The sequence below is a fragment of the Ureibacillus sp. GCM10028918 genome (assembly GCF_042666115.1).
Lineage (GTDB): Bacteria > Bacillota > Bacilli > Bacillales_A > Planococcaceae > Ureibacillus.
In genome coordinates this window covers 961,265-982,706 of the sequence record NZ_JBHTFK010000005.1, presented here as the reverse complement: position 1 = coordinate 982,706, position 21,442 = coordinate 961,265, and the positions used below count along the sequence as shown (strand labels likewise).

The window sequence follows — 21,442 nt, the reverse complement described above, 5'->3', positions numbered from 1 at the left end:
ATTGAATATTTATACACTATATAGCGTTTATATACACGTGTAAATATGTTGGATAAAAGTAGTACTATTCAGAAATTTATAAATGCATGAAAAATGAATAATATGTAAATTAAAGGTAGGCCAATTTACTTTCATGCTGTTTTTGTCACTAGAATAATTGTATATTTATCATTTAATGTGAATGAAAAAGGAGCAGGTAATTAATACCTGCTCCTTAGTTATAAACATTAATCTTCTAAATTAACCATGTAGAATCGTTCGTAATGCAACCAGCTATCACTCATTGGTTGGCCTTCATCAGTACGTTTTGAATTTTCTTCAATCATCCATGCAGTTTGGGAAGCGTGAGCCTGTAGTGCCTTTACTTTATCCAGCTTCACACTGCTTACGTCGATTTGAATAGTTGGTTCACCCTTGTCAGCGATTGTGTTGTTGGCAAATCCTACAGCATAAATCGTTGGGCGATCTTCTTTTGGCATACGACGAACTGTTTCAAATACTGCTCGTGCTGTTGCTTCATGGTCAGGGTGTACAGAATAACCAGGTAGGAAAGTGATGATAAGTGAAGGATTTAATTCATCGATTAAGCCTTTAACAAGGTTGACCATCTTTTCATCATCTTCGAACTCCACGGTTTTATCGCGTAATCCCATCATTCGTAGATCTTCAATTCCCATCACTTCACAAGCTGCTTTTAATTCTTCTCGACGAATTTCAGGCAAGGATTCACGTGTTGCAAAAGGAGGATTTCCGAGATTTCGTCCCATTTCACCTAAAGTCAGGCATGCGTATGTAACGGGGACACCCATATTTCTATAGAGTCTAATTGTTCCGGCAGATGAGAAAGCTTCATCGTCTGGATGAGGAAAGACTACTAATATTTGACGTTGCGGTTGTAATGACATGTAAAATCCACTCCTTAATAAGAAAATGGTGTTTCACTAATTTCTAGTGCAACAGCAAGTTTCCCTGTAAAGTCTAATCCAGCCATTAATAAACGGCCTTTTTCATCTAATTCGTAATGGGTAATCCCTTGTGCATAAACCCAGCCGTGGTTCATTTTTAAGCCCACTCGGTGAGGAGTATCGTCAATAATTTTAGCTAGTTCATAACGAATTTTAACATTCCGGATGAATGCACCTGCATTGAATACTCTTTCATCAAAATGTGCGGCATATGCTCCATTTGTTGTTTCTAGATGAATATAGACATCTTTGTTAGCAAAAGAATTAAGCAACTCTTGGAGCTCGTTAATTTGTACTTCCTTCATCTTAATTCTCCTTTCACATCTTTACTTCGCTTAAACGAAAGGAATCGTTCCTTGAACATAGAGGGAATGACAAACTCTAAGAAGGGGACTCACTGTTCATCAAAGCATAATTGGCAACTGGCCAACTAGAAGTTGGTCACCTAGATTCCGTACCATGTAAGATACTCGGAAGCCTAGAGTTTACTTATTAATAATTATAGTCAATATGGCAACTTTATGAAAAGAAAATGCTTAAAATAAAAGTGCCAGGCACACAAACGATTCGGAAAATTTCGAATTGCTTGCGTGCCTGGCACATAAAAAATTTAAACTTCTGTAATTGTCACTTCAGGTGCGCCAAGACGAGGTTTTGCACCGTGATAAACTGGTCCTACAAATTGATTTAACTTCCAGCCGTGCTGAATACCGGCTGCAACGAATTCTTTTGCTTCAATGACTGCTTCCTTCACAGATAATCCATTCGCAAGATTTGCAGTTACACTTGCAGCAAATGTACAACCAGCACCGTGGTTATAAGTTGTTTCAACTTTTGGTGTTTCAAGTAAATAGAATTTTTCACCATCGTAGAATAGGTCAACCGCTTTATCAGTAGCTAGTGCACGACCACCCTTGATGATTACATTTTTTGCACCGAGCGCTTTGATTTTTTCTGCGGCTACTTTCATCTCTTCGATTGTTTTAGGTGTGCCTGTTCCAGCAAGTTGTCCTGCTTCGAAAAGGTTGGGGGTTGTGACAAGGGCATTTGGCAATAGATATTGGATCATTGCATCTACTGTACCTGGGTTTAACACCTCATCTTCACCTTTACATACCATCACTGGGTCAATAACAACATTTTCAACGCCAGCTGTACGAATCGCTTCCCCTGTAGTTTGAATCACTTCTTCAGTAGATAACATTCCTGTTTTTAAAGCATCAATCCCAGTGGAAAATGCTGTTTTTAATTGTGCTTGCAGGACATCGATAGGTAATGTATACACGCCATGGTTCCAGTTGTTATCAGGATCCATTGTAGCGATAACTGTAACTGCCGCCATACCGTATGTATCATGTTCTTCAAATGCTTTTAAATCTGCTTCCAGTCCTGCGCCGCCTGAAGCGTCAGAACCTGCGATTGTTAATGTTTTTTTCAATGCCATAATTGTTTACTCCTTCAACTGTGTAATGAAATGAATGGTTTAAATTATAGTATAATTCTGACTTTATAAAAATAGCCAGTTTTCATAAAAAATATAATGTCAGTTAACAACTATTACAATATGAATGAGCAAATGAATGAGTTTTCAAATTTATATCACGTTATTTTCACAAATTTGGAGGATTTCGAAAAGATTCTCCTATTGAAACGGGTAACTAGATAAAGTAGTTTTAATGTGAGGTGTGTATTAATGAAAATATTTAAAAATGATTGGGAAGCGATACTAGCTCCGGAATTTGAAAAAACTTATTTTTTAGAGTTGAAAAAGTTTGTTGCAGAACAATATAGCCTATCAACAGTTTATCCACCTAAAGAAGAAGTCATGAGTGCGTTTTACACAGTAGCTTATAAAGATGTAAAAGTTGTTATTTTAGGACAAGATCCATATCACGGACCTGGTCAAGCTCATGGAATGTGTTTTTCTGTAAAAAAAGGTGTGCCACTTCCGCCAAGCTTACGAAATATTTTCAAAGAACTCGAACAGGATGTGGGGTGTCCAACACCAAGTGACGGCTATTTAATGGAATGGGCAAGGCAAGGAGTGTTCCTATTAAATACTGTGTTGACTGTTCGGCAAGGTGAGGCGAATTCACATAAAGGGCAGGGATGGGAACAATTTACGGATGCAGTCATAGAAAAACTGGCCAAGCGCCCTGAACCCATAATCTTTGTGCTATGGGGGAAACCTGCACAAACAAAGCGAACAATTATAGAAAAAAATGGGCAGCATCATTTTATTTTACAAGCACCGCATCCAAGCCCATTAAGTGCCCACAGAGGATTTTTTGGCAGCAAACCATTCTCCAAAATTAATGATAAGTTAATAGAATGGGAGCAAGAACCGATCGATTGGTGTTTGGCTGACAAGTAATAAAAGCGATCTCGAAATGAAGTGAGTCCTTACTACGTAAAAATGAACTCGCTCGTAAATCAGCGAACCTCGCTCGTGAACAGTAGAAAGCCGCTCAAAAGAAAGAGAACTGCTCATAAAGCAGAGAACTCGCTGGTTACAAGATGAAGCAAGGTTTGTAGACTATAAAGCTTTGATTCACATAGCTTTTCACAGAATTTGAAATCTGTTAAATTGAAATAGAAAGTAGGGAAGTCATCTTGAAGGTGAATTGTTTTAAATGCCAATATTTCCGTGTGACATGGGATCAGCGTAATCCTAGGTCTTGCACAGCTTATAATTTTAAAACAAAGCAGCTTCCTTCTGTAGTCGTTAAACAATCTTCAGGTCTGGATTGTATGCAGTTTTTACCTAAACAAACACTGGGGGAGCGGTAGAACATGATTTCTTATCAAGCACTGTTGCTGGAAATTGAACAACTTGTAGCAAGTACTAAAAATCAGACGGATGAACAGCATATGCGAGAGCAATTAAGTGCGATTCGAGCATTATGCAATCTGGCATTATCAAATGGAAAGACCAATGCATTACCACAGGTTCAAAGTACCACGTCCATGATGACTATTCAACCGAATCAAAGTTTTCAATCAAGCACAATAACAGCGGAGTCACATAAGATGATCCGAAATTCAAACTCCATTAATGGTGGAAAACTAGAAGAAAATGATGCGAATGGGGAATCAATTTTTGATTTTTAGGACTCGGCAATCACATCGTTATTAGTAGATTGGTTACGCCTAAACCCCTAAGGAAAGCTAGGCACAGTTAAGAGGATTACATAGAGAAGAGGTATAACAATGAAAGGTTCAATTATTTCTGGCGCAATTCACGGATTTTTGGTCGTTGCTTTAGGTGCATTTGGCGCACACGCACTTGATAACGTATTGGATGAGTATGGGATAGGAATTTGGGAGAAAGCAGTACAGTACCAAATGTTTCATGCGATTGGAATCGTAGCGATCGGTATTTTAATGAGCCCAAAACTATTCGGCTCCATAAAACAGTTGAGAATCGCAGCAATCTGCATGAATTTAGGGATTGTATTCTTTTCAGGAAGTCTTTATATTTTAGCTCTATCAGGTATAGGTATTTTAGGAGCGATTACACCAATAGGTGGAGTACTGTTCTTAATTGGTTGGGTGCTTCTGCTTGTTGCGACACTAAAACATAAAAATTCATAGAGTCGAAAATGAGAATTACAGGAGATACCTTGTAATTCTTTTTTTGTTTTCGACAGGATAGTAATAGGATTTTCAAAGCACTAAATATAGTTGCTGCTAAATTATGTCAAATGAATTTTTGAAATAAACTAATAGATTTTCATATTTAAACATTCAAAAACATGATAAAGTTTTTATATCTATAGTAAATTTAGAGAAAATTCAACATATATTGTTGAAACTACAAGAATAGGAAGGGGAAATTATATGGAACAATTATTCAAAGTATTGGAAAGCCATTATGAAGAAATGGTTTCGATTAGGCGTTACCTGCATGAAAATCCTGAACTATCATTCCAAGAAATCCATACACCACTTTACATAGCGAATTATCATCGGAAGCTAGGTCTTGAAGTGCGTGATGGGGTTGGAGGTCGAGGAGTAGTAGCGACATTAAAAGGCGGGAAGCCAGGCAAAACGGTAGCGTTGCGGGCTGACTTTGATGCTCTCGCTATTCAAGAACAAAATGATATACCATACAAATCAAAAGTGGATGGCGTGATGCACGCATGTGGTCATGATGGCCATACAGCAACCCTTCTAGTTTTAGCAAAAGCATTCGTGGCGATGAAAGATGAACTTCAAGGGAACATTGTATTTATTCATCAATTTGCGGAAGAACTTGCTCCTGGAGGCGCGAAGCCTATGATAGAAGATGGATGCCTAGACGGAGTGGATGTTATCTTTGGTACTCACCTTTGGGCACCAACACCACTTGGAGACGTACTGGTTCGGAATGGTGCGATTATGGCTGCAGCAGATCGCCTGGAAATCACGATCCAAGGCAAAGGAGGCCACGGTGCTGAACCTCATAATTCAATCGACTCAATTGTAGTTGCATCCCAATTCATCACGCAGCTGCAAACCGTCGTATCCAGAAGAATTGATCCTTTGAAATCAGCGGTTGTATCAATTGGACATTTTGAAGCGATTAATCCTTTCAATGTAATCGCAGAAAAGGTTGAATTAAAAGGGACAGTCCGTACTTTTGATGAAGAGGTACGCACGCAGGTTGAACATGAAATAGAGCTGCTGCTTAAGTCGGTATGTGAAGGATTCCATGCTACCTATGAATATGCCTTTACTAGAGGATATCCACCGGTTGTCAATCATAAAAAGGAAACGCAATTTCTTGCGGATGTGGCATGCCAGCTTTCGGAAGTACACAATGTCGTTGAATGTTCGCCATTAATGGTTGGTGAAGATTTTGCCTATTATTTAGAAAAGGTCCCAGGAACGTTTTTTATAACAGGTGCAAAGGATCCGGCTTGGAAGGATGCTTACCCCCATCACCACGCACAATTCAACTTTGATGAAAGAGCGATGTTAATTGCAGCAAAAACGCTTGGATTAGCTACGTTAAAATACTTAAAGCAGAGCAAAAAATTATAATTCTTATTTTAATCAACAACAAAAAATATCCACTTCCAGTAAGAAGTGGATTCGAGAGTGTAGACAAATTCGACTATCGATTTTGCCTACGCTTTTTTATTATTTATCGTTATCTTAGTGGCAATGGAGATCCAGGTAGGTATGTTAATGGTTCAGTAAACTCTGCAAAGTCAAAGTAAATCATAGGGAACAAGTAATAGTGACCTGTATCGGCTTCAGCAATAATCGCATGATCCCGGCCAGCCTCAACAATCGCTCCACGAACAACTCTGGTAGTGCCTCCATTTTGATTTTCGCCAACTTGACCCGAAGGAATAGTAAAATAAAAAGTACCTATTTTTCCACGATTTAATCTTAGAATATTTTCGATATACGATTCTTCACGAAAACCTGCTGCAGTTCCGTTTCTCATAGGATTTATCATACTTTGTGATGTACCTTGACCTGGAGGAGTAGTCATTTGCCCACTTGGAAATTGGCCATAAGTATTTTGACCTGAAGGAAACTGACCCATAGGAAACTGTCCAGATGGAAACTGCCCTGAAGGAAATTGTCCAGGCGAAGATGGATATGATTGTTGTTGACCCATTTGACTCGTTTGACCCCAATTGTGATATGTCAAAAAAAACACCCTTTCTTAATTTTTTAATTTTCAATTTAATAATCCATAGAGCGTATTAACCGTGCAAGAAAGGAAACTTGAGCATCATTGGCTGTTAAAACAGCTATATGACATACCTCCTCATAACACTTTATGCATTTGCTACCATTTAAGAATAAAAAATAATAAAAAATCGCCCATGTTTTTAATGTATGTAAAATGAATGAAAGAGTTCGTATATTTTGTATAAAAATAGCGAATTATTAATAAAATAAAACTAGAGTGGATGTTCGTTCGCTATTTTGTCAGGAGTTCAACAATTTTAAAAGGGGAATCGTTAGTCAAAGAATAGTATATAGGGGTTGATCCTGTGCGATTGGGTATCTGGGTTTCAATAGTCATCAGTGCGATACTTTCCTTTATTATCGCAAGTATTTACGAGCAGCCATTGCATTGGTATTTATTTGTCTTAATAATTTTTATCGGATTTTTTATCAATACAATTCTAATAATAGTAAGAACAAAAGAAGAGAAAGAAAAAAACGAGGCGTAGAAATCGAATATTTTCGATTACGTCTCGCTTTTTTCATTTATATGTTTTTAGAACAGTGTCTAGCTCCAGGCGCCATCAGCTCGGGGTCATAAGTCGATCACTTCGGAAGGCAAAGAACGCCTTCTGTCAGTGATCGACTTATGCTTGTCGTTGATAAGCGGGCGCCTTGCGCTTTTATTATTACTTAACTGTTAAGAAAGTAGCTAATTTATCATTATCCAATAAGTTTCCAACTAGAAACTCACCAAATTCGCCGTATCGAGCAGATACTTCATCAAAGCGCATTTCGTAGACGATTTTTTTGAATTGAAGCATATCCTCAGAGAATAATGTTACGCCCCACTCATGATCATCTAGTCCAACAGAACCAGTAATGATTTGTTTTATTTTACCAGCATAGCTGCGACCAATTAAACCGTGTGAATGCATTAACTTACGTCGCTCTTCCATATCAAGCATATACCAGTTATCGTTACCTTCACGACGTTTGTCCATTGGATAGAAGCATACGTATTTTGTACGTGGCAATTCCGGGTACAGTCTTGCACGGACATGTGGATTTTGGTAAGGATCTTCATCAGAATCTTTTGCTAAGTAGTTCGAAAGCTCAACCACAGAAACATAAGAATATGTTGGCACTGTGAAATCAGCAATCGCTAATTTATTAAATTCTGCTTCTAATTCTTGTAGTTCTTCAGGTGTTTCACGAAGGATCATAAGCATAAAATCAGCTTTTTGCCCGATTATTGAATAAAACGCATGGGAACCTGTTTTGGCAACATGTGCTTCGTTTATTTTTTCTAAATATTGTACGAACTCATCGACTGCATTTGTGCGTTCTTCCTGTGAAACTAATTTCCAAGAAGTCCAGTCGATCGCTCTGAAATCATGTAAACAGTACCAGCCATCTAATGTAATTGCTGCTTCATTCATTTGATAACACTCCTTAATTGATAATCATTCACAAGTATCTTAGCATAAAATCAAAATAATTCCTTGTAAGAAACGGCACATAATGTCGAAATTCACTAATTTGACAAGAGTGTGGCAGTTTTAATCCCGTATAAGTATTTCAATTTTTAAGTCACTTGATTCATTTTCGCTGTAATAAAAAGTGTGACAACAATGAAAGACTAGCAAATTGAATTTGATGGGGTAAATGCTTTTCGTGTATGCTTAACTTAATATTTATTAGAAGGAGTAACAACAGATGCATCCTTTACTGCAGCAAAATACATGGCGTTTTATCGATCAATCAATCACGATGAAAGCTCGAACACCACTTGAATCATTTGCAATGGATGATACACTTTGCCAATTAGTTGGGCAATTGCAATCAAGCAGCACAGTTCGAACTTGGGTTCATGACAATACAGTAGTGCTTGGCATTCAAGATCATCGGCTGCCATACGTTCAAGAGGGAATTCAATACTTGAATTCAAGAGGCTATCAAGCCATTGTCCGAAATTCGGGTGGGCTTGCCGTAGTTTTGGATAGTGGTGTTCTAAATATTTCGATTGTCCTATCAGAACAAATTGGAGCCATCAATATTAATGAGGGCTATGATGTAATGGTAGGCCTAGTTAAGCTGTTATTCCCTGAAGCGGCTGACAAAATAGAAGCCTATGAAATTATTGGATCCTATTGCCCAGGTTCCTATGATTTAAGTATTGGCGGAAAAAAGTTTGCCGGAATATCGCAGCGCCGTCTAAGACAGGGGATTGCTGTTCAAATTTACCTCTGTATTGAAGGCAGCGGCAGTGAACGGGCAAAACTAGTAAAGGATTTTTATACCTTTAGTTTAAAAGACGACGAAACGAAATTTGCCTATCCCAAAATTCAGCCTGAAGTGATGGCGAGTTTAAGTGAATTATTGGAAAAGCCACTTACAGTTCGGGATACTGTTTTTAGATTACAGGCTGTTTTGAACCAATTAAGTAATCAAAATAGTGTTCAATCATTAAATGAGGAAGAATTGGAACTTTATACTTTCTATTTAAATCGCGTCCTAGAGCGTAATGAAAAAATGTTGAATCGGAAATAAGATTCATATGTAAGGAAAAACGTGGGTGTGCTTAATTCGGCACATCCACGTTTTCTTTTTCACTATTTCCAGTGGTATAGTTGGCAACTAGATTACCATTTTTCTCCATTTTGAATACGGGAGCAACTCGGTTGTCATCCTCGTCAAGTGTTACTAATCTACGAGCGCGGTTCATAATCTGTACGAATTGCTCATAATCTTCACGAATTTCTTTATTCTCTTGTTGTAGTCGTCTTAGTTGAAGTTCCAATTCTTTTACTTTCTCTGTCGAGGTATTGGCAATATGGCGCCATTTTGTGGCTTCCATATCGTTGCCGCCTTGATGCTGTAAGCGTAACAAATAGGCAATAATAATGTCTAGATTAAGAGCGGATAAAGGAAGCGATTTTGTTTCTTCTGTTGGTTGAGAATTTGGCAGCAAGTATACACTCTGTGTACGGCGTCTACCATTCATGCCTAATACTCTCATTCTTTCTTTTCTTTCTTTTTTTGCTTCAGCTAATTCTTTTTCATATAAACGGCGTACAACAGCATTCCATCGGAAACCACAAGCAGCAGCTGTTCGATTTAAAGCATCACCAGCTTCTTCAAAGGCATTTAACTGTGTACTACCTTCCTTAACATGTCTGATGACAGCCTCTGCTAATAATTCGTCGTTTTCTTTTAGCCAAGCATCTTGTCTAATTTTGACCATTTTTTAAAACCTCCTGTAAAGTTCATAGTTTTGTTTGTTTGTTCAAAACTTATAGTGTCCAAGAAGTTCCAATTTTATTCAAATATTTTCAATCTATATATTAAATTGGTCTTTTTTTATTCTTTCAAGTGTGAAAGTGAAAAGAGATTTTTATAGAAAAGCAACAGCTATGAGACCTTTGACTAAAGAATGTTGATTTTACTTGATGATGACTGTTTTAATAGGCTAAAATATCTGTTAGATTAAAAATATATCGGTAAAATAGTTTTCGTAATAAAAGTAAAATATCACCAATAGAAAGGGTTGTTGGCAAAATGGCAAACGAATTTAAAGTTTGCGATGAATGTCAGGCCGTTAATTTAAAAACGTTAATTCCTAAATTGAAAGAATTAGATTCAGAAGCAACGATTGAAATTGGCTGTCATTCATATTGTGGTCCTGGACGGAAAAAAACATTTACCTTTGTAAATGGGAGACCAGTAAATGCATTAACTGAAGAAGAGTTAATGGAGAAAGTTGTAGCAAAACTAAAAAAATAAGAACGGAAAGCTATCTTCTAACAAGAGAAGGTGGCTTTTTTATTTAGATAGATGAATATAACGAAAATAGATTGGTGACCTAATATAGAATCTCATTTCTCGAGTTAAAAAATAATAAAAATCCATCAACATGCTTTCTTTTCTAGTATTTTAGTGGGTGTTTGATGTAATTCGTTGAAAACTCCCATATAATAAGAGGTAAGTATTAGAGAGTGAGGTGCGGAGTGTGGAGGATTATGCAAGTGCAAAGTTAGCAGAAGAAAAAGTGTTTAAGGATCCTGTGCACCGCTATGTTCATGTGCGCGATCAAATCATATGGGATTTAATTGGTACCAAGGAGTTCCAGCGATTACGTCGAATTAAACAGCTAGGCACTAGCTATTTAGTATTTCACGGTGCGGAACATAGTCGCTTTAATCATTCGCTCGGTGTTTATGAAATTGTTCGGCGCATTGTAGATGATGTTTTTCGGGGACGCCCACAGTGGGATGAGAGTGAGCGGTTAGTGGTTCTATGTGCGGCTTTACTTCATGATTTAGGTCATGGGCCGTTTTCCCATTCCTTTGAAAATGTTTTTCATACAGACCATGAATACTATACAAGGCTAATATTATTAGGTAACACAGAAGTAAATGCGGTTTTAAGGAAAGTGTCAGAGGATTTTCCTGAGAGAGTCGCGTTGGTGATTGAGAAAAACTATACAAATACATTAGCAGTTAGCCTCATTTCGAGCCAAATTGATGCTGATCGCATGGACTATTTGCAGAGGGATGCCTATTTTACAGGAGTTAGTTATGGCCACTTTGATATGGAAAGAATTTTAAGAGTAATTCGTCCAAGACAAGGCCAAATCGTCTTTAAAGCGTCAGGGATGCATGCAATTGAAGATTACATTATGTCTCGTTACCAAATGTATCTTCAAATCTACTTCCATCCGGTTTCGCGAAGTGCAGAAGCAATCCTTAATCATATATTAAAAAGAGCAAAGAAATTATATGAAGAGGGCCATCAATTCAAATTTGAGCCATCACATTTTCAATCGTTTTTTAAGAATGAAGTAACCCTGGAAGATTATTTAGCACTAGATGAAAATGTACTATTAGCCTATTTTCAGTTTTGGATGAGCGAAGACGATGCCATCTTAAAAGATCTGTGCAGAAGATTTATCAATCGTGATTTATTTGCCCATGTCGATCTGAATCCGGAAGAAGAGCCGGAGCGTTACGCATGGCTTGTTGAACAAGTGCGGTCGATGGGCTTAGATCCAGATTATTATATAAAGCCTGATTCAACATCAGACCTGCCCTATGACTTTTATCGTCCTGGTTTAAAATCAACCAAAAAACCAATCTACTTGGAAATGCCAAGTGGCGAAATTCGGGAACTTTCCGAACTATCTCACATTGTTTCGGCAATGGCCAACAATATTAAAGTAGATTATAAAGTGTATTACCCTAAAGAAATCATGTTTATTTAAGAGAAAGCCTACCATGCCCTTGGTCCTACCAAGAGCTGGTAGGCTTTTTATTTTGTAGTAATATTGATGGGATTTACCGTTTTTGATAGGAAGTTTACTAGATATTTAAGAGTTATTTAAGAGGAGATAAGTAGACTTATTAAGATTAACTCCCTTTTCTTCTAAAATATGTATACTGCTATTTTAAACAAAAAAGGTAGTTCTATAAATTAAGAGAAAAGAGTTGATAGCAATAATAATAAAAGGAGGGAATAATTAATTCCAATGAGAAAACTGAATATAGGAATCATAGTCGTGTTGCTTGTGTTTCAAACGTTGCTGTCGCCTATTGCTGTGTTTGCAAGTGGAGACAATCAAGTAGGCAATGAAGAAAGTAATGCAGTTGGTTCTCTAAGCGATGGTGCGAGTAAAGGAGATAATGCAACTCCAGGAGAACCAGGTACAACTCCGGAGGAACCAGGTACAACTCCAGAAGAACCAGGTACAACTCCAGAAGAACCAGGTACAACTCCGGAGGAACCAGGTACAACTCCAGAAGAACCAGGTACAACTCCGGAGGAACCAGGTACAACTCCGGAGGAACCAGGTACAACTCCGGAAGAACCAGGTACAACTCCGGAAGAACCAGGTGCAACTCCAGAAGAACCAGGTGCAACACCAGGGGAACCGGGTACAACTCCAATAGACCCTGCGGTTTTACAAGTAGAAGAATTAGAAGGTAGCAAATTAAGTGCTGAATTAAATGCTGTAAGGGTCTTGATTAACGAAAATCCAGTTGTTGAAGGACAGCCAATTCCTCAGACATCACGCATCTCAATAAATTTTGACTTTGCTGTCCTTTTAGAAAATCCAAAGAATGGTGATTACTTTACATTTGACCTACCTGAATCACTTGTTGACTGGGATAATAACTTTAATGGTATGCAACCACGAGTTGACAATAGCATTCCTGGGTTTAGATGGGAGACGGATGATAATACCGTAACAGTAACATTAACGGATATCGATACTTCATTTTCAGGTAATGCAAACATTACACTAAACTTTGAATCTGGTTTTGAATTAGACAACGCTGATAATGATTTGGAGCAAGAGATTAATGTTCCAAGCCCGAATGGGGGAACAGAGACAATTACTGTAACGTTCCTGCCATCCACGGCCGAGGATGATGCTGTGCAGAAAAGTGCATTAGCAACTACAGCTGAAATTGAAAACGGTGAACGTTACATTGATTATGCAGTATGGATAAACACAGCAGGCAAATCATTGAATAATGCAACGTTAGAGGATGAAGCTACTGGGGGACATGAGTTAGATGGTAATATTACCGTTACCCAGTATGAAGTTGGTTTACGTGGTGTAATTGATGCTACAGCCACTCCGTTAACAGGTGGTCCCTTTAACTCTTTTAATGCCATTACATTAAACGGGAATTTCGCTTATAAAATTGAGTACCGTACGAAAATAACACTAAGTCCTGAAGAACGAGATGGCAAGAAACCATTCGACAATAAGATTGTTTTGAAAGAGGGAGAAACAGTAATTGATGAAGATTCTGCGGAGCAGGTCACAACAACATACGGTAAATCACTTGCTAAGAAATTAATCGGTGACATCAGTAACTATGAATCTAATTGGGAAATTCACTATAACTATAATCAATTGAAAATTTCGGCAGTAGATGCCTATATTGAAGATAGGATTACTGGTGACCATAAGATCGATGTATCCCAAATTAAAGTCTATAAAATGACTGTTGATGAAAATGGTAATGGGCAAGGTACTGGGGTAGAAGTATCGACTACTGATTATACAGTGAATCCTTCATCTGGATTTGTAGATACTTTTGAACTGGAATTTAAAAAAGATATCACTGAGGCATATCGAATTGTCTATCCCGCAGTATATGATGAGGACTTTAACATTGATGGAACTAAAGTTCAAAACTTTGTAAGTAGTGGTACAGTTTTAACTGAAATTTCAGATGGCGAAAAAACTAAATCGCAAGGAATCCTTACAAAAGACCATACTGTGGATTTAGATACACAAACAATTACATGGACAATTAAAATCAAAGCGGATAATAAAGAGATTAAAAACTTAACTCTTACAGATACTTTTACAAATGGATCAATTAATGGTGTCCATGTGTTAAAGGATGGCCTAGATGGTATTGATATTCAAGGTATTTCAAATGCAAATGAGGATCCAGTAACAAGACAACTACTCTCAATTGATCCGAATAAGGATGATTTATCTGAAGGCTTAATCCTTGGAAATATTGATATTGCAAACGGTGGAACTGCAACCATTACCTATACAACTTCATACCATGTAAAAGATACAGGCGAAGTAGCAAATAGCGGGTATGGAAATACAGCAGATATCCATTGGACAAGTGATAAAGAATATAATTTAGAGTTTTCCGATAAATTTGTGCCAGGAACTACAACAGTCAATAATGGCCGTAAATGGGGAAGTTTTGATTATGAAAAACAACTATTTACATGGAATGTCGTTGTGAATGCAAATAAAAAAGACATTAGGGATGCTGTATTAACGGATACTTTAGGAACGGGACATGAAATTGTAGAAGATTCATTTAATGTATATCATTATACGAGAACTAATGATACATCCGGAACTATTATCTATGATAAGAAACTAGATCCTAATACTGATTATACACTAACCTTCGGGAATTCGGATGAGGATAACAAGAATGATCAGTATACATTAACATTTAATTCTAATTTAGATGATAATCTTAATAATCAATCCTATATCGTGATCTATAATACGAAAGATACGGATAATATATTAGGAAACGAATCATCGAATAACTTAGGAAAAACGTATAAAAACCAAGCAACTTTTAAAGTGAAGGGTGAAACGATTCATAACCTTACACCAACACCTTCTGAAGTTATGGTCGATGTAGCCAATAATTTGGTTGGCAAGTCGGTAAGCGGAAATGAGAGTTCAAATAAAGATGGAATTCTTACGTGGACGCTTGATGTTAACAAATCACATTCGAGTTTAAAAAATGTAATTGTCACAGATACACCGGCTGAAAGTTTGTTGCTCGATCGTAGCTCAATACAGGTTAGACCTTTTAGTGTAACATCAACCGGTATTAAAGAAGAGGGTACATGGCATAATCCTAGTGAATTCGGACTCGAGTTAAGTCTTGATGAAGAGACAGGTGGTTTCACGATTGAATTCGGAGATTTAGAAAGAAAAGGATATCAAATTCAATACAAAACATATACCCTAACAACTGAGGAACCTAATACACCTGAAAATCTTGCGACAATAACATTTGAGGGGTCAGATAACTTGTCTGATAATCAAAAGGATGAAAATAAATACGAAGAAAAATATGCTTTCAGTCGTTCATCTGCAGGATTTTCGTTGATTAAAGGTAACGTGAAATTCCATAAAATTGGACTTAACAGCGTGACTGAAGAAGAAGAAAATCTACCGGGTGTTAAATTTAATCTTTATATACAAGATACAAATATATTAGTAAAAGAAAACATTGAATCGGGTGCTGATGGTACCTTTGAAATTGAAAATATTAACTATGGTAAGTACACACTGAAAGAAATAGATGCACCTGAAGGATACCAAAAAGCAGAATTTGATTTTACTTTAGATGTATCTAATGACAGTAAATTGTCTGAAAATAAAGATAATGCAGAAGCAGTAATCAAACTTGTGAATAAAAAAGCTGAAGTAACAGCAACGAAAGTTTGGGTAGGTGGTCCAATTGAACACCCAACGATTGAATTGCAGTTATACAAAGATGGAGTTGCTGTAGGTGAGCCGAAAAAACTGGTAAGCGGTGAAACAACGGTTACTTGGACAGGTTTGGATATTTGTGATGAATGTAACTACACTGTAGATGAAGTAAATGTTCCAACAAACTATGAGAAATCAATCAGTGAAGATGGTTTAACGATTACGAACACTTATGTCAGCCCTAAAACAGAAATTACAGGGACAAAAGTATGGGTTGATGGACCAGCTGAACATCCAATGATTGAACTTCAGTTATACCAAAATGGAAATGTCTATGGTGAACCAGTAATTCTCGAAAATGGAGAGACTACCTATACCTGGAGAGATCTTGATGAAACAGACATTGACGGGAATGAATATACTTACACAATCGATGAAGTTACAGTACCAGAAAACTATGTCCGAACGTTAAGTGAGGATAAATTGACCGTTACAAACACATTTGTTGTAGGAGTAACCGTAACCAAAAAGTGGGTAGGTGGACCAGAAACTCACCCAGTAATTCAAGTTCAACTTTACCAACAGGTAAGTGAAGATGGTGAAAAGAAAGCATTTGGTGAACCAATCACGCTTGAAAATGGGACAGAAAGCTACACATGGGAAGGTCTCCCTGAAACAGACGGAAATGGACAAAAATTCATCTATACTGTTGACGAACTTAATGTTCCTCAAAATTACAAGAAAACAGTAGTAGGACATACAATTACAAACACTTATGTAATTCCTAAGACAAGTGTAACGGCTACAAAAGAATGGGTTGGAGGACCATCAAATCGTCGTCCAACAATTGAGCTTCAATTGTACAGGAATGGAATAGCTTACGGTGAACCTGTAGTACTTGTAAATGGAACAACAAGCTATACTTGGACTGATTTGGATAAAACTGATTTCCAAGCGAACCCATATACGTATACAGTTGATGAAGTGGAAGTGCCAAGAAATTATGTGAAGACTATTAGTGAAGATGGTTTAACTGTGACAAATAAGTATAAGAGATCATCCGGTGGCGGAGGAGGCTATACACCTCCAACAAAACCTGATGAGGAAGATTCAGACAAACCTGGTGAAACACCAAAAGATCCAGACGGTGAAAAACCAGACCCAGATGGCGAAAAACCAGACTCAGATGAAGATGGCGAAAAACCAACAAATCCAGACGATGAAAACCCGTCAAATACAGACGGAGAAAAGCCAACAGAAGATGGTCAAAACCCACCAAGTCAGGGTGGTGACAAACCAACAAATCCAGATGATGAAAAACCAACAGATTCAAAAGGTGGAAATCCAACGAATCCAAATGATGAAGATGTAGAGTCAGCAAATGACGGCTCTTACAAAGGTGATGCAAATTCATCTAACACGGAAGGCCAGTACACAAATGCTGAGAAGCTTCCACAAACAGATGGCGAGTCTAATTTATTTGTTGTGATACTAGGTCTTTTATTAGTAACTACAAGTATTATCGCTCTTGCACGTCGCCGTAAAATAGCATAAAAATAAACCCCTTATAAGGCCAAAATATCAGCCTTGTAAGGGGTTTTTATCGATATCATATTTTGTTTTGAATTCTGCTTGTACGGCTAAACGTTTTGTGCCTTCCTCAGCGCATGTAATAAGTGTTAGAAGCGTTTGATCCGTTTCATCGATAATATAGACATCCGTAGCCTCAATAACCTTTTTAACAAAAATTTCGTATTCATAGACGTTACTTAAATCTGAAAGATAAATTGTATCACCTAACTCAGCTTCATAAAGAGGACCAAATAAAATATCTTTCCCCTCAAAATAATGGCTAGCTAAGGAATAGTTACCAACACCCATTTGTTGATTCGGTTTCATCGTTCCTGCACCGACTGCAAGTGCTTCTTTACCTACGCCTTTAACAATCGGTAGCTCCAATTCAACAGTAGGTATTGTAATGCTTCCGATTGCGGGTATGTCTTCGCGTGTTGCTTGAGCTTTTAAAATATCGAAAATGGAAAGCGATTGAGTCTCCTCAAAATCAAAGCTTGCTTCCATCTCTGTATTTTTCTGAGCTTCTTCGGCTGTCGTGTCTAATAAGTAGTCACTTGTATCGTTAATGAAGAACTTTTCGATGGGGTTAATAAAAATTAGGCATACGCCCACAAGTAGCACTAAAATAAGACTAATCGTAATCAACTTATTTTTCATGTTCAACCTCGCATCTACCCGTGTACAATAAGAAATTTCTTTCGTAATTACTGGTCGCTAGCACGTACGCCAGCCTTTGCGTAATGGTTCTTAGCCATTTCTTCGATTACGATCGTTACCGCTTCTGGTGGTGCGTTAACTGTTTCTACAACTGCTGCAGTTACTTTTTCTACTAAAGCTTTTTTCTGTTCGTCTGTACGACCTTCTAACATTTTTACAGTTACGATTGGCATTTTACATCCTCCCAAGTGGATAAAATTAGTGTATATTCTTTATAATAGGCTTAGATGGAGGGATTTACAATATGGCAAATGAAGAAAAAGCGAAACAAAAGATGGGCTTTACCATTATAAAAAATGACCCAACCGATGGCCATAAAGGCTTTGGTATTGGTTCACTATCGTTGGAAAATGTATCGCCGGTTTTCATTGATATAGAGGAAAGAAACGCTTTTATTGATATTGGTGCGATGCATGCAAAGAGTGAAGTAGAGCGCCGTATTAAATTTACAACAAATCGTGAGGACTCTGAAGGTGGAAAACCGTACTGGCTTGTATGGGTGACAATTGATTTTAAAGAAGAGGGTCCATATTTTGCTGGGGTAACGGCCTGTGAAATGGTAGTGAACAAAGAAAAACGTCGAGGCTATAAAATCTTGGCTGACCATGTCAACAAAATGGACAAATCCATGAAACGTAAAATAATGGTTGATTATATGGATGATGTCTCAAAAGAAGTACTGACAGACTTCTTAAAATCACACAATCTGGAAATGTGGGAAAGAAGCGATGAGCAGCTTCGGAATGATCTAGCGGTGAATAAATAGTTATATTTGGAAATAACATTAAGTCAACAGTTTTAATTGAAAAAACAATTTTGAATTTGAACAAAATGTGACAATTTAATTTAGGATTTAATCCGCTGTTGAAACTAAGTTTGAAAAAAAGTACACTGAAACTAAGCTTCATTAGTAAGCTAGGACACTTGGCTGAACGAAATGTTTGAGACTTATGCGGCATTTGAAACATCCCAAGCCGGATGCCCCATGAATCTCATCCTTTCGTTTTGCCATAAAAAATGACTTTGAATTCAAAATTATATTTGTATACTAATAGACCATTTTTTACTGAAAACGATAAAAGCTCCTTCTTGATATCGGAAATCATCCCGAACAAGAAAGAGCTTTTTTGTTTATTGAAGGTTCTACAGCTTGTGTGGCTTAAAACGCTCACTAATTTTGTATTATTCTTATAGTCATGATTGGCTAATTTGAATTTTATTCAAAAACCCCTTTAAAGGCTTCAAACGGGAATAGGTCCAAGAAGTCGTTCCAGGAATCCTTATCAAAGAATTCAAAGGATGAACATTTCTCTTTTGGTATATCCTCAGTTTTCACGTAAATCATTCTCTGTTTAGGACAAGCTTCTGTCGCAAGCTTTCCTGTCTCAATATCAATCAAGACACTTTCAACTCCTTTTGGAGCTTCAAAATTTTCGTTTGCTTTTCCTTTGTTGATGGCTTCCATAAAATCAATCCATACTTGTTTGGAAGCAGCCATATCTTGCTGTACGGAAAGGGTTTTCCCTTGGTCATACCCATTCCAGACACCTGCTGTCACACTTGGTGTATACCCGACTAACCACTGATCACTTACGGTTGTGCCCGATTTTGCAGCATATGTGTGCGTCATACGAGGGCGTAGTGATACACCGGTAGCAGGAGAATAATCACTAAACACAGGATCGAAAATACCAGTCATCATATCTGTTAGTAAAAAGGCGTTTTCCTTAGAGATAACTTGCTTACTCTTAGGTTTTTTATACTCGTAGACAACCTCGCCATCCGCATTTTTGATTTCAAGTATAGTAGTCGGTTTTGTTTCTTTCCCACCATTTGCTATCGTGTTGTAAGCTTTTGTTAAATCAAATAAAGAATTCTCTGTTGTCCCGAGAGCAATCGATGGATTGTTTGCCTCTGAAAAGTTTAGGTTAAAACGATCCAAGACATCTCGGTACTGATCATACCCGATTTCCTCTAATGTTTTGACGGCATAGATATTATCCGAAATAGCTACTGCTTGTGCGAGCGACATTTGACCATCTGCAAACTGTCCATTTACATTTTGAGGTTTGTAAGTTGCCCGGCCATTATCATAGGTGAAAATCGTCTCACCGACATCTAAAAATGTAAGTGGTGAAAATCCATTTTCCAAAGCGGCTGCATATAGAAACGGCTTAATGGAAGAGCCGGGTTGTCGAACTGCTTGAGTCACGCGGTTAAAGGAGCTATCTTCATAATCTCTACCGCCAACTAAAGCGGTCACTTGTCCAGTTTCCACATCCATACTAACAAAGCCCACTTGTAATTCACTGTCTGGCATGTTGTCCTTGATGGCCTCATCTACAGCGAGCTGATGTGCTTGGTTTAAAGATGTCTTGATTGACCAGCCACCTTCTCGAATATTGAGATTCTCATTTTCCAGAATCTTTGTTGCTTCTTGCCATGCCACATCTAGAAAGTAGGGAGCGTTGGACTTAGTGGCTATCCATTGTTCATTTTTTAATACAATTTCTTCGGAATTGGCACGATTTTTTTCCTCGGCCGAGATATATTTCTGCTTGTCCATTAACTCTAAAATGAGCGCTTGGCGACCGACTGCTTTTTCATAATCATTAATAGGCGAATAAATACTCGGCCCTTTTGGGATACCTGCTAATAAAGCAGATTCGGCCAGGGTTAATTCATTTGCCGATTTGCCGAAGTAATATCGGCTTGCCGCTTCAATCCCGTACATGCCGTGACCATAGTTAACCGAGTTTAAATAACCCTCTAATATTTCCTCTTTATCGTAAAAAACTTCAAGCCTGTATGCGTACATAGCTTCCTGGATTTTTCTTGTCCATGTTTTATCAAGTGTTAAGTAGAGATTACGAGCTAACTGCATACTGATGGTACTCGCACCTTCTGCCATGCTTTGTGTTTTTAGATCTGTTAAAAGGGCGCTGGCAATCCGGGAATAATCAAAACCATTGTGTTCATAAAAGTCCTTATCTTCAACGGCAACCGTTGCATCTATTAAATAAGGCGAGATTTCATCCAGTTCTACCCAATACCGTCTTTCAGCAGAGAAATAATCACCGATTCGATTTCCATTATTATCAAAAAACACGGATGCTTTTGGCACGGTTAAAGGTGGAGCACCAGCAATCTGAGCATATACACGCAAAGCAATAAACCCGACAACAACTGCAAAAACAGCAGCAACTGCAGTAAAGGTTGTATATTTAACCCATTTTTTTCGCTTTCTTTGTCGTCTATAGTTTTCCCTTTTCATCCGTATTTCACCCCACTCCATTTTTCATACTATCCACAGTATAGACTTGAATAGTAAGCTTTAATCGAATTTATTTGTAAAAAAACTGTTGCAACTTGTCTAAAATTATCTATAATTTTTCCAGTAGCTGTATTGTACAAGTGAGGAAAATCAATTTCCAAGCAATTTGAGGGTTAAAATGGAAATCCATAAAAATGCATTCATATTATCATATACGAATAAAGTCGAAAAAAG

20 protein-coding genes are annotated in these 21,442 nt (G+C 37.6%); 11 read left to right on the top strand and 9 right to left on the bottom strand.

What is annotated here, in order from left to right:
• Positions 1-227 precede the first annotated feature (227 nt).
• From bshB2 to thiD, 3 genes are all read right to left on the bottom strand, one after another.
• On the bottom strand, positions 228-905 hold the full coding sequence (gene bshB2 / locus ACFQU5_RS07800; RefSeq protein WP_390286420.1) for a bacillithiol biosynthesis deacetylase BshB2: 678 nt from the start codon (positions 903-905) through the stop codon (positions 228-230).
• Between the two features lie 14 nt (positions 906-919).
• Complete coding sequence (locus tag ACFQU5_RS07795; protein ID WP_390286418.1) at positions 920-1,270, bottom strand: YojF family protein; 351 nt, start codon at positions 1,268-1,270, stop codon at positions 920-922.
• Between the two features lie 305 nt (positions 1,271-1,575).
• A complete protein-coding gene (thiD, locus tag ACFQU5_RS07790; RefSeq protein ID WP_390286416.1) occupies positions 1,576-2,409 on the bottom strand; it encodes a bifunctional hydroxymethylpyrimidine kinase/phosphomethylpyrimidine kinase in 834 nt (277 codons plus the stop codon).
• A 249-nt stretch (positions 2,410-2,658) separates the two neighbouring features.
• Here thiD and ACFQU5_RS07785 point away from each other — a divergent pair, with 249 nt between their 5' ends.
• The 5 genes from ACFQU5_RS07785 (at position 2,659) to ACFQU5_RS07765 (ending at position 5,990) form a co-directional block, all read left to right on the top strand.
• Entirely contained in the window at positions 2,659-3,339 is a 681-nt protein-coding gene (locus ACFQU5_RS07785; RefSeq protein ID WP_390286414.1) for a uracil-DNA glycosylase, read from the top strand.
• 239 nt (positions 3,340-3,578) lie between these two features.
• Complete coding sequence (locus ACFQU5_RS07780) at positions 3,579-3,755, top strand: uracil-DNA glycosylase (RefSeq protein WP_301136163.1); 177 nt, start codon at positions 3,579-3,581, stop codon at positions 3,753-3,755.
• A 3-nt stretch (positions 3,756-3,758) separates the two neighbouring features.
• On the top strand, positions 3,759-4,076 hold the full coding sequence (locus tag ACFQU5_RS07775; protein ID WP_390286412.1) for a YwdI family protein: 318 nt from the start codon (positions 3,759-3,761) through the stop codon (positions 4,074-4,076).
• Between the two features lie 99 nt (positions 4,077-4,175).
• The gene (locus tag ACFQU5_RS07770; RefSeq protein ID WP_390286410.1) at positions 4,176-4,559 is read left to right on the top strand and encodes a DUF423 domain-containing protein; all 384 of its coding nucleotides are present in this window, start codon (positions 4,176-4,178) and stop codon (positions 4,557-4,559) included.
• Between the two features lie 246 nt (positions 4,560-4,805).
• Complete coding sequence (locus ACFQU5_RS07765) at positions 4,806-5,990, top strand: M20 family metallopeptidase (RefSeq protein WP_390286408.1); 1,185 nt, start codon at positions 4,806-4,808, stop codon at positions 5,988-5,990.
• Between the two features lie 109 nt (positions 5,991-6,099).
• Here the strand turns inward: ACFQU5_RS07765 and ACFQU5_RS07760 are convergent, their stop codons facing one another.
• Entirely contained in the window at positions 6,100-6,612 is a 513-nt protein-coding gene (locus ACFQU5_RS07760; RefSeq protein ID WP_390286406.1) for a spore coat protein GerQ, read from the bottom strand.
• A 349-nt stretch (positions 6,613-6,961) separates the two neighbouring features.
• Here ACFQU5_RS07760 and ACFQU5_RS07755 point away from each other — a divergent pair, with 349 nt between their 5' ends.
• On the top strand, positions 6,962-7,144 hold the full coding sequence (locus tag ACFQU5_RS07755) for a hypothetical protein (RefSeq protein WP_390286405.1): 183 nt from the start codon (positions 6,962-6,964) through the stop codon (positions 7,142-7,144).
• Positions 7,145-7,324: 180 nt separating this feature from the next.
• Here the strand turns inward: ACFQU5_RS07755 and hemQ are convergent, their stop codons facing one another.
• Entirely contained in the window at positions 7,325-8,077 is a 753-nt protein-coding gene (gene hemQ / locus ACFQU5_RS07750; protein WP_390286404.1) for a hydrogen peroxide-dependent heme synthase, read from the bottom strand.
• 277 nt (positions 8,078-8,354) lie between these two features.
• Between hemQ and lipL the strand changes: the two genes are divergently transcribed.
• Positions 8,355-9,188, top strand: coding sequence for an octanoyl-[GcvH]:protein N-octanoyltransferase (gene lipL, locus ACFQU5_RS07745; protein ID WP_390286402.1), 834 nt, complete (start codon positions 8,355-8,357; stop codon positions 9,186-9,188).
• Between the two features lie 31 nt (positions 9,189-9,219).
• Here lipL and ACFQU5_RS07740 read toward each other — a convergent pair whose 3' ends face one another.
• Complete coding sequence (locus ACFQU5_RS07740; protein WP_390286400.1) at positions 9,220-9,882, bottom strand: RsfA family transcriptional regulator; 663 nt, start codon at positions 9,880-9,882, stop codon at positions 9,220-9,222.
• 314 nt (positions 9,883-10,196) lie between these two features.
• Here ACFQU5_RS07740 and ACFQU5_RS07735 point away from each other — a divergent pair, with 314 nt between their 5' ends.
• The 3 genes from ACFQU5_RS07735 to ACFQU5_RS07725 all read left to right on the top strand — a co-directional run bounded on the left by ACFQU5_RS07735 (position 10,197) and on the right by ACFQU5_RS07725 (position 17,196).
• Complete coding sequence (locus ACFQU5_RS07735; RefSeq protein WP_390286398.1) at positions 10,197-10,421, top strand: YuzB family protein; 225 nt, start codon at positions 10,197-10,199, stop codon at positions 10,419-10,421.
• Between the two features lie 226 nt (positions 10,422-10,647).
• Positions 10,648-11,898, top strand: a complete 1,251-nt coding sequence (locus ACFQU5_RS07730) for an HD domain-containing protein (RefSeq protein ID WP_390286396.1) — start codon at positions 10,648-10,650, stop codon at positions 11,896-11,898.
• 264 nt (positions 11,899-12,162) lie between these two features.
• Positions 12,163-17,196, top strand: a complete 5,034-nt coding sequence (locus ACFQU5_RS07725; RefSeq protein WP_390286394.1) for a Cna B-type domain-containing protein — start codon at positions 12,163-12,165, stop codon at positions 17,194-17,196.
• A 27-nt stretch (positions 17,197-17,223) separates the two neighbouring features.
• Here ACFQU5_RS07725 and ACFQU5_RS07720 read toward each other — a convergent pair whose 3' ends face one another.
• Positions 17,224-17,874, bottom strand: coding sequence for a class A sortase (locus tag ACFQU5_RS07720; RefSeq protein WP_390286392.1), 651 nt, complete (start codon positions 17,872-17,874; stop codon positions 17,224-17,226).
• A gap of 47 nt (positions 17,875-17,921) precedes the next feature.
• Positions 17,922-18,107, bottom strand: a complete 186-nt coding sequence (locus ACFQU5_RS07715) for a 2-hydroxymuconate tautomerase (RefSeq protein WP_390286390.1) — start codon at positions 18,105-18,107, stop codon at positions 17,922-17,924.
• A gap of 71 nt (positions 18,108-18,178) precedes the next feature.
• On the opposite strand from ACFQU5_RS07715, the gene ACFQU5_RS07710 reads away from it, so the two are divergent.
• Positions 18,179-18,700: a YwhD family protein gene (locus ACFQU5_RS07710; RefSeq protein WP_390286388.1), complete on the top strand. Its 522-nt coding sequence runs from the start codon at positions 18,179-18,181 to the stop codon at positions 18,698-18,700.
• Between the two features lie 450 nt (positions 18,701-19,150).
• Here ACFQU5_RS07710 and ACFQU5_RS07705 read toward each other — a convergent pair whose 3' ends face one another.
• Positions 19,151-21,208, bottom strand: coding sequence for a transglycosylase domain-containing protein (locus ACFQU5_RS07705; protein WP_390286386.1), 2,058 nt, complete (start codon positions 21,206-21,208; stop codon positions 19,151-19,153).
• Positions 21,209-21,442: the final 234 nt, after the last annotated feature.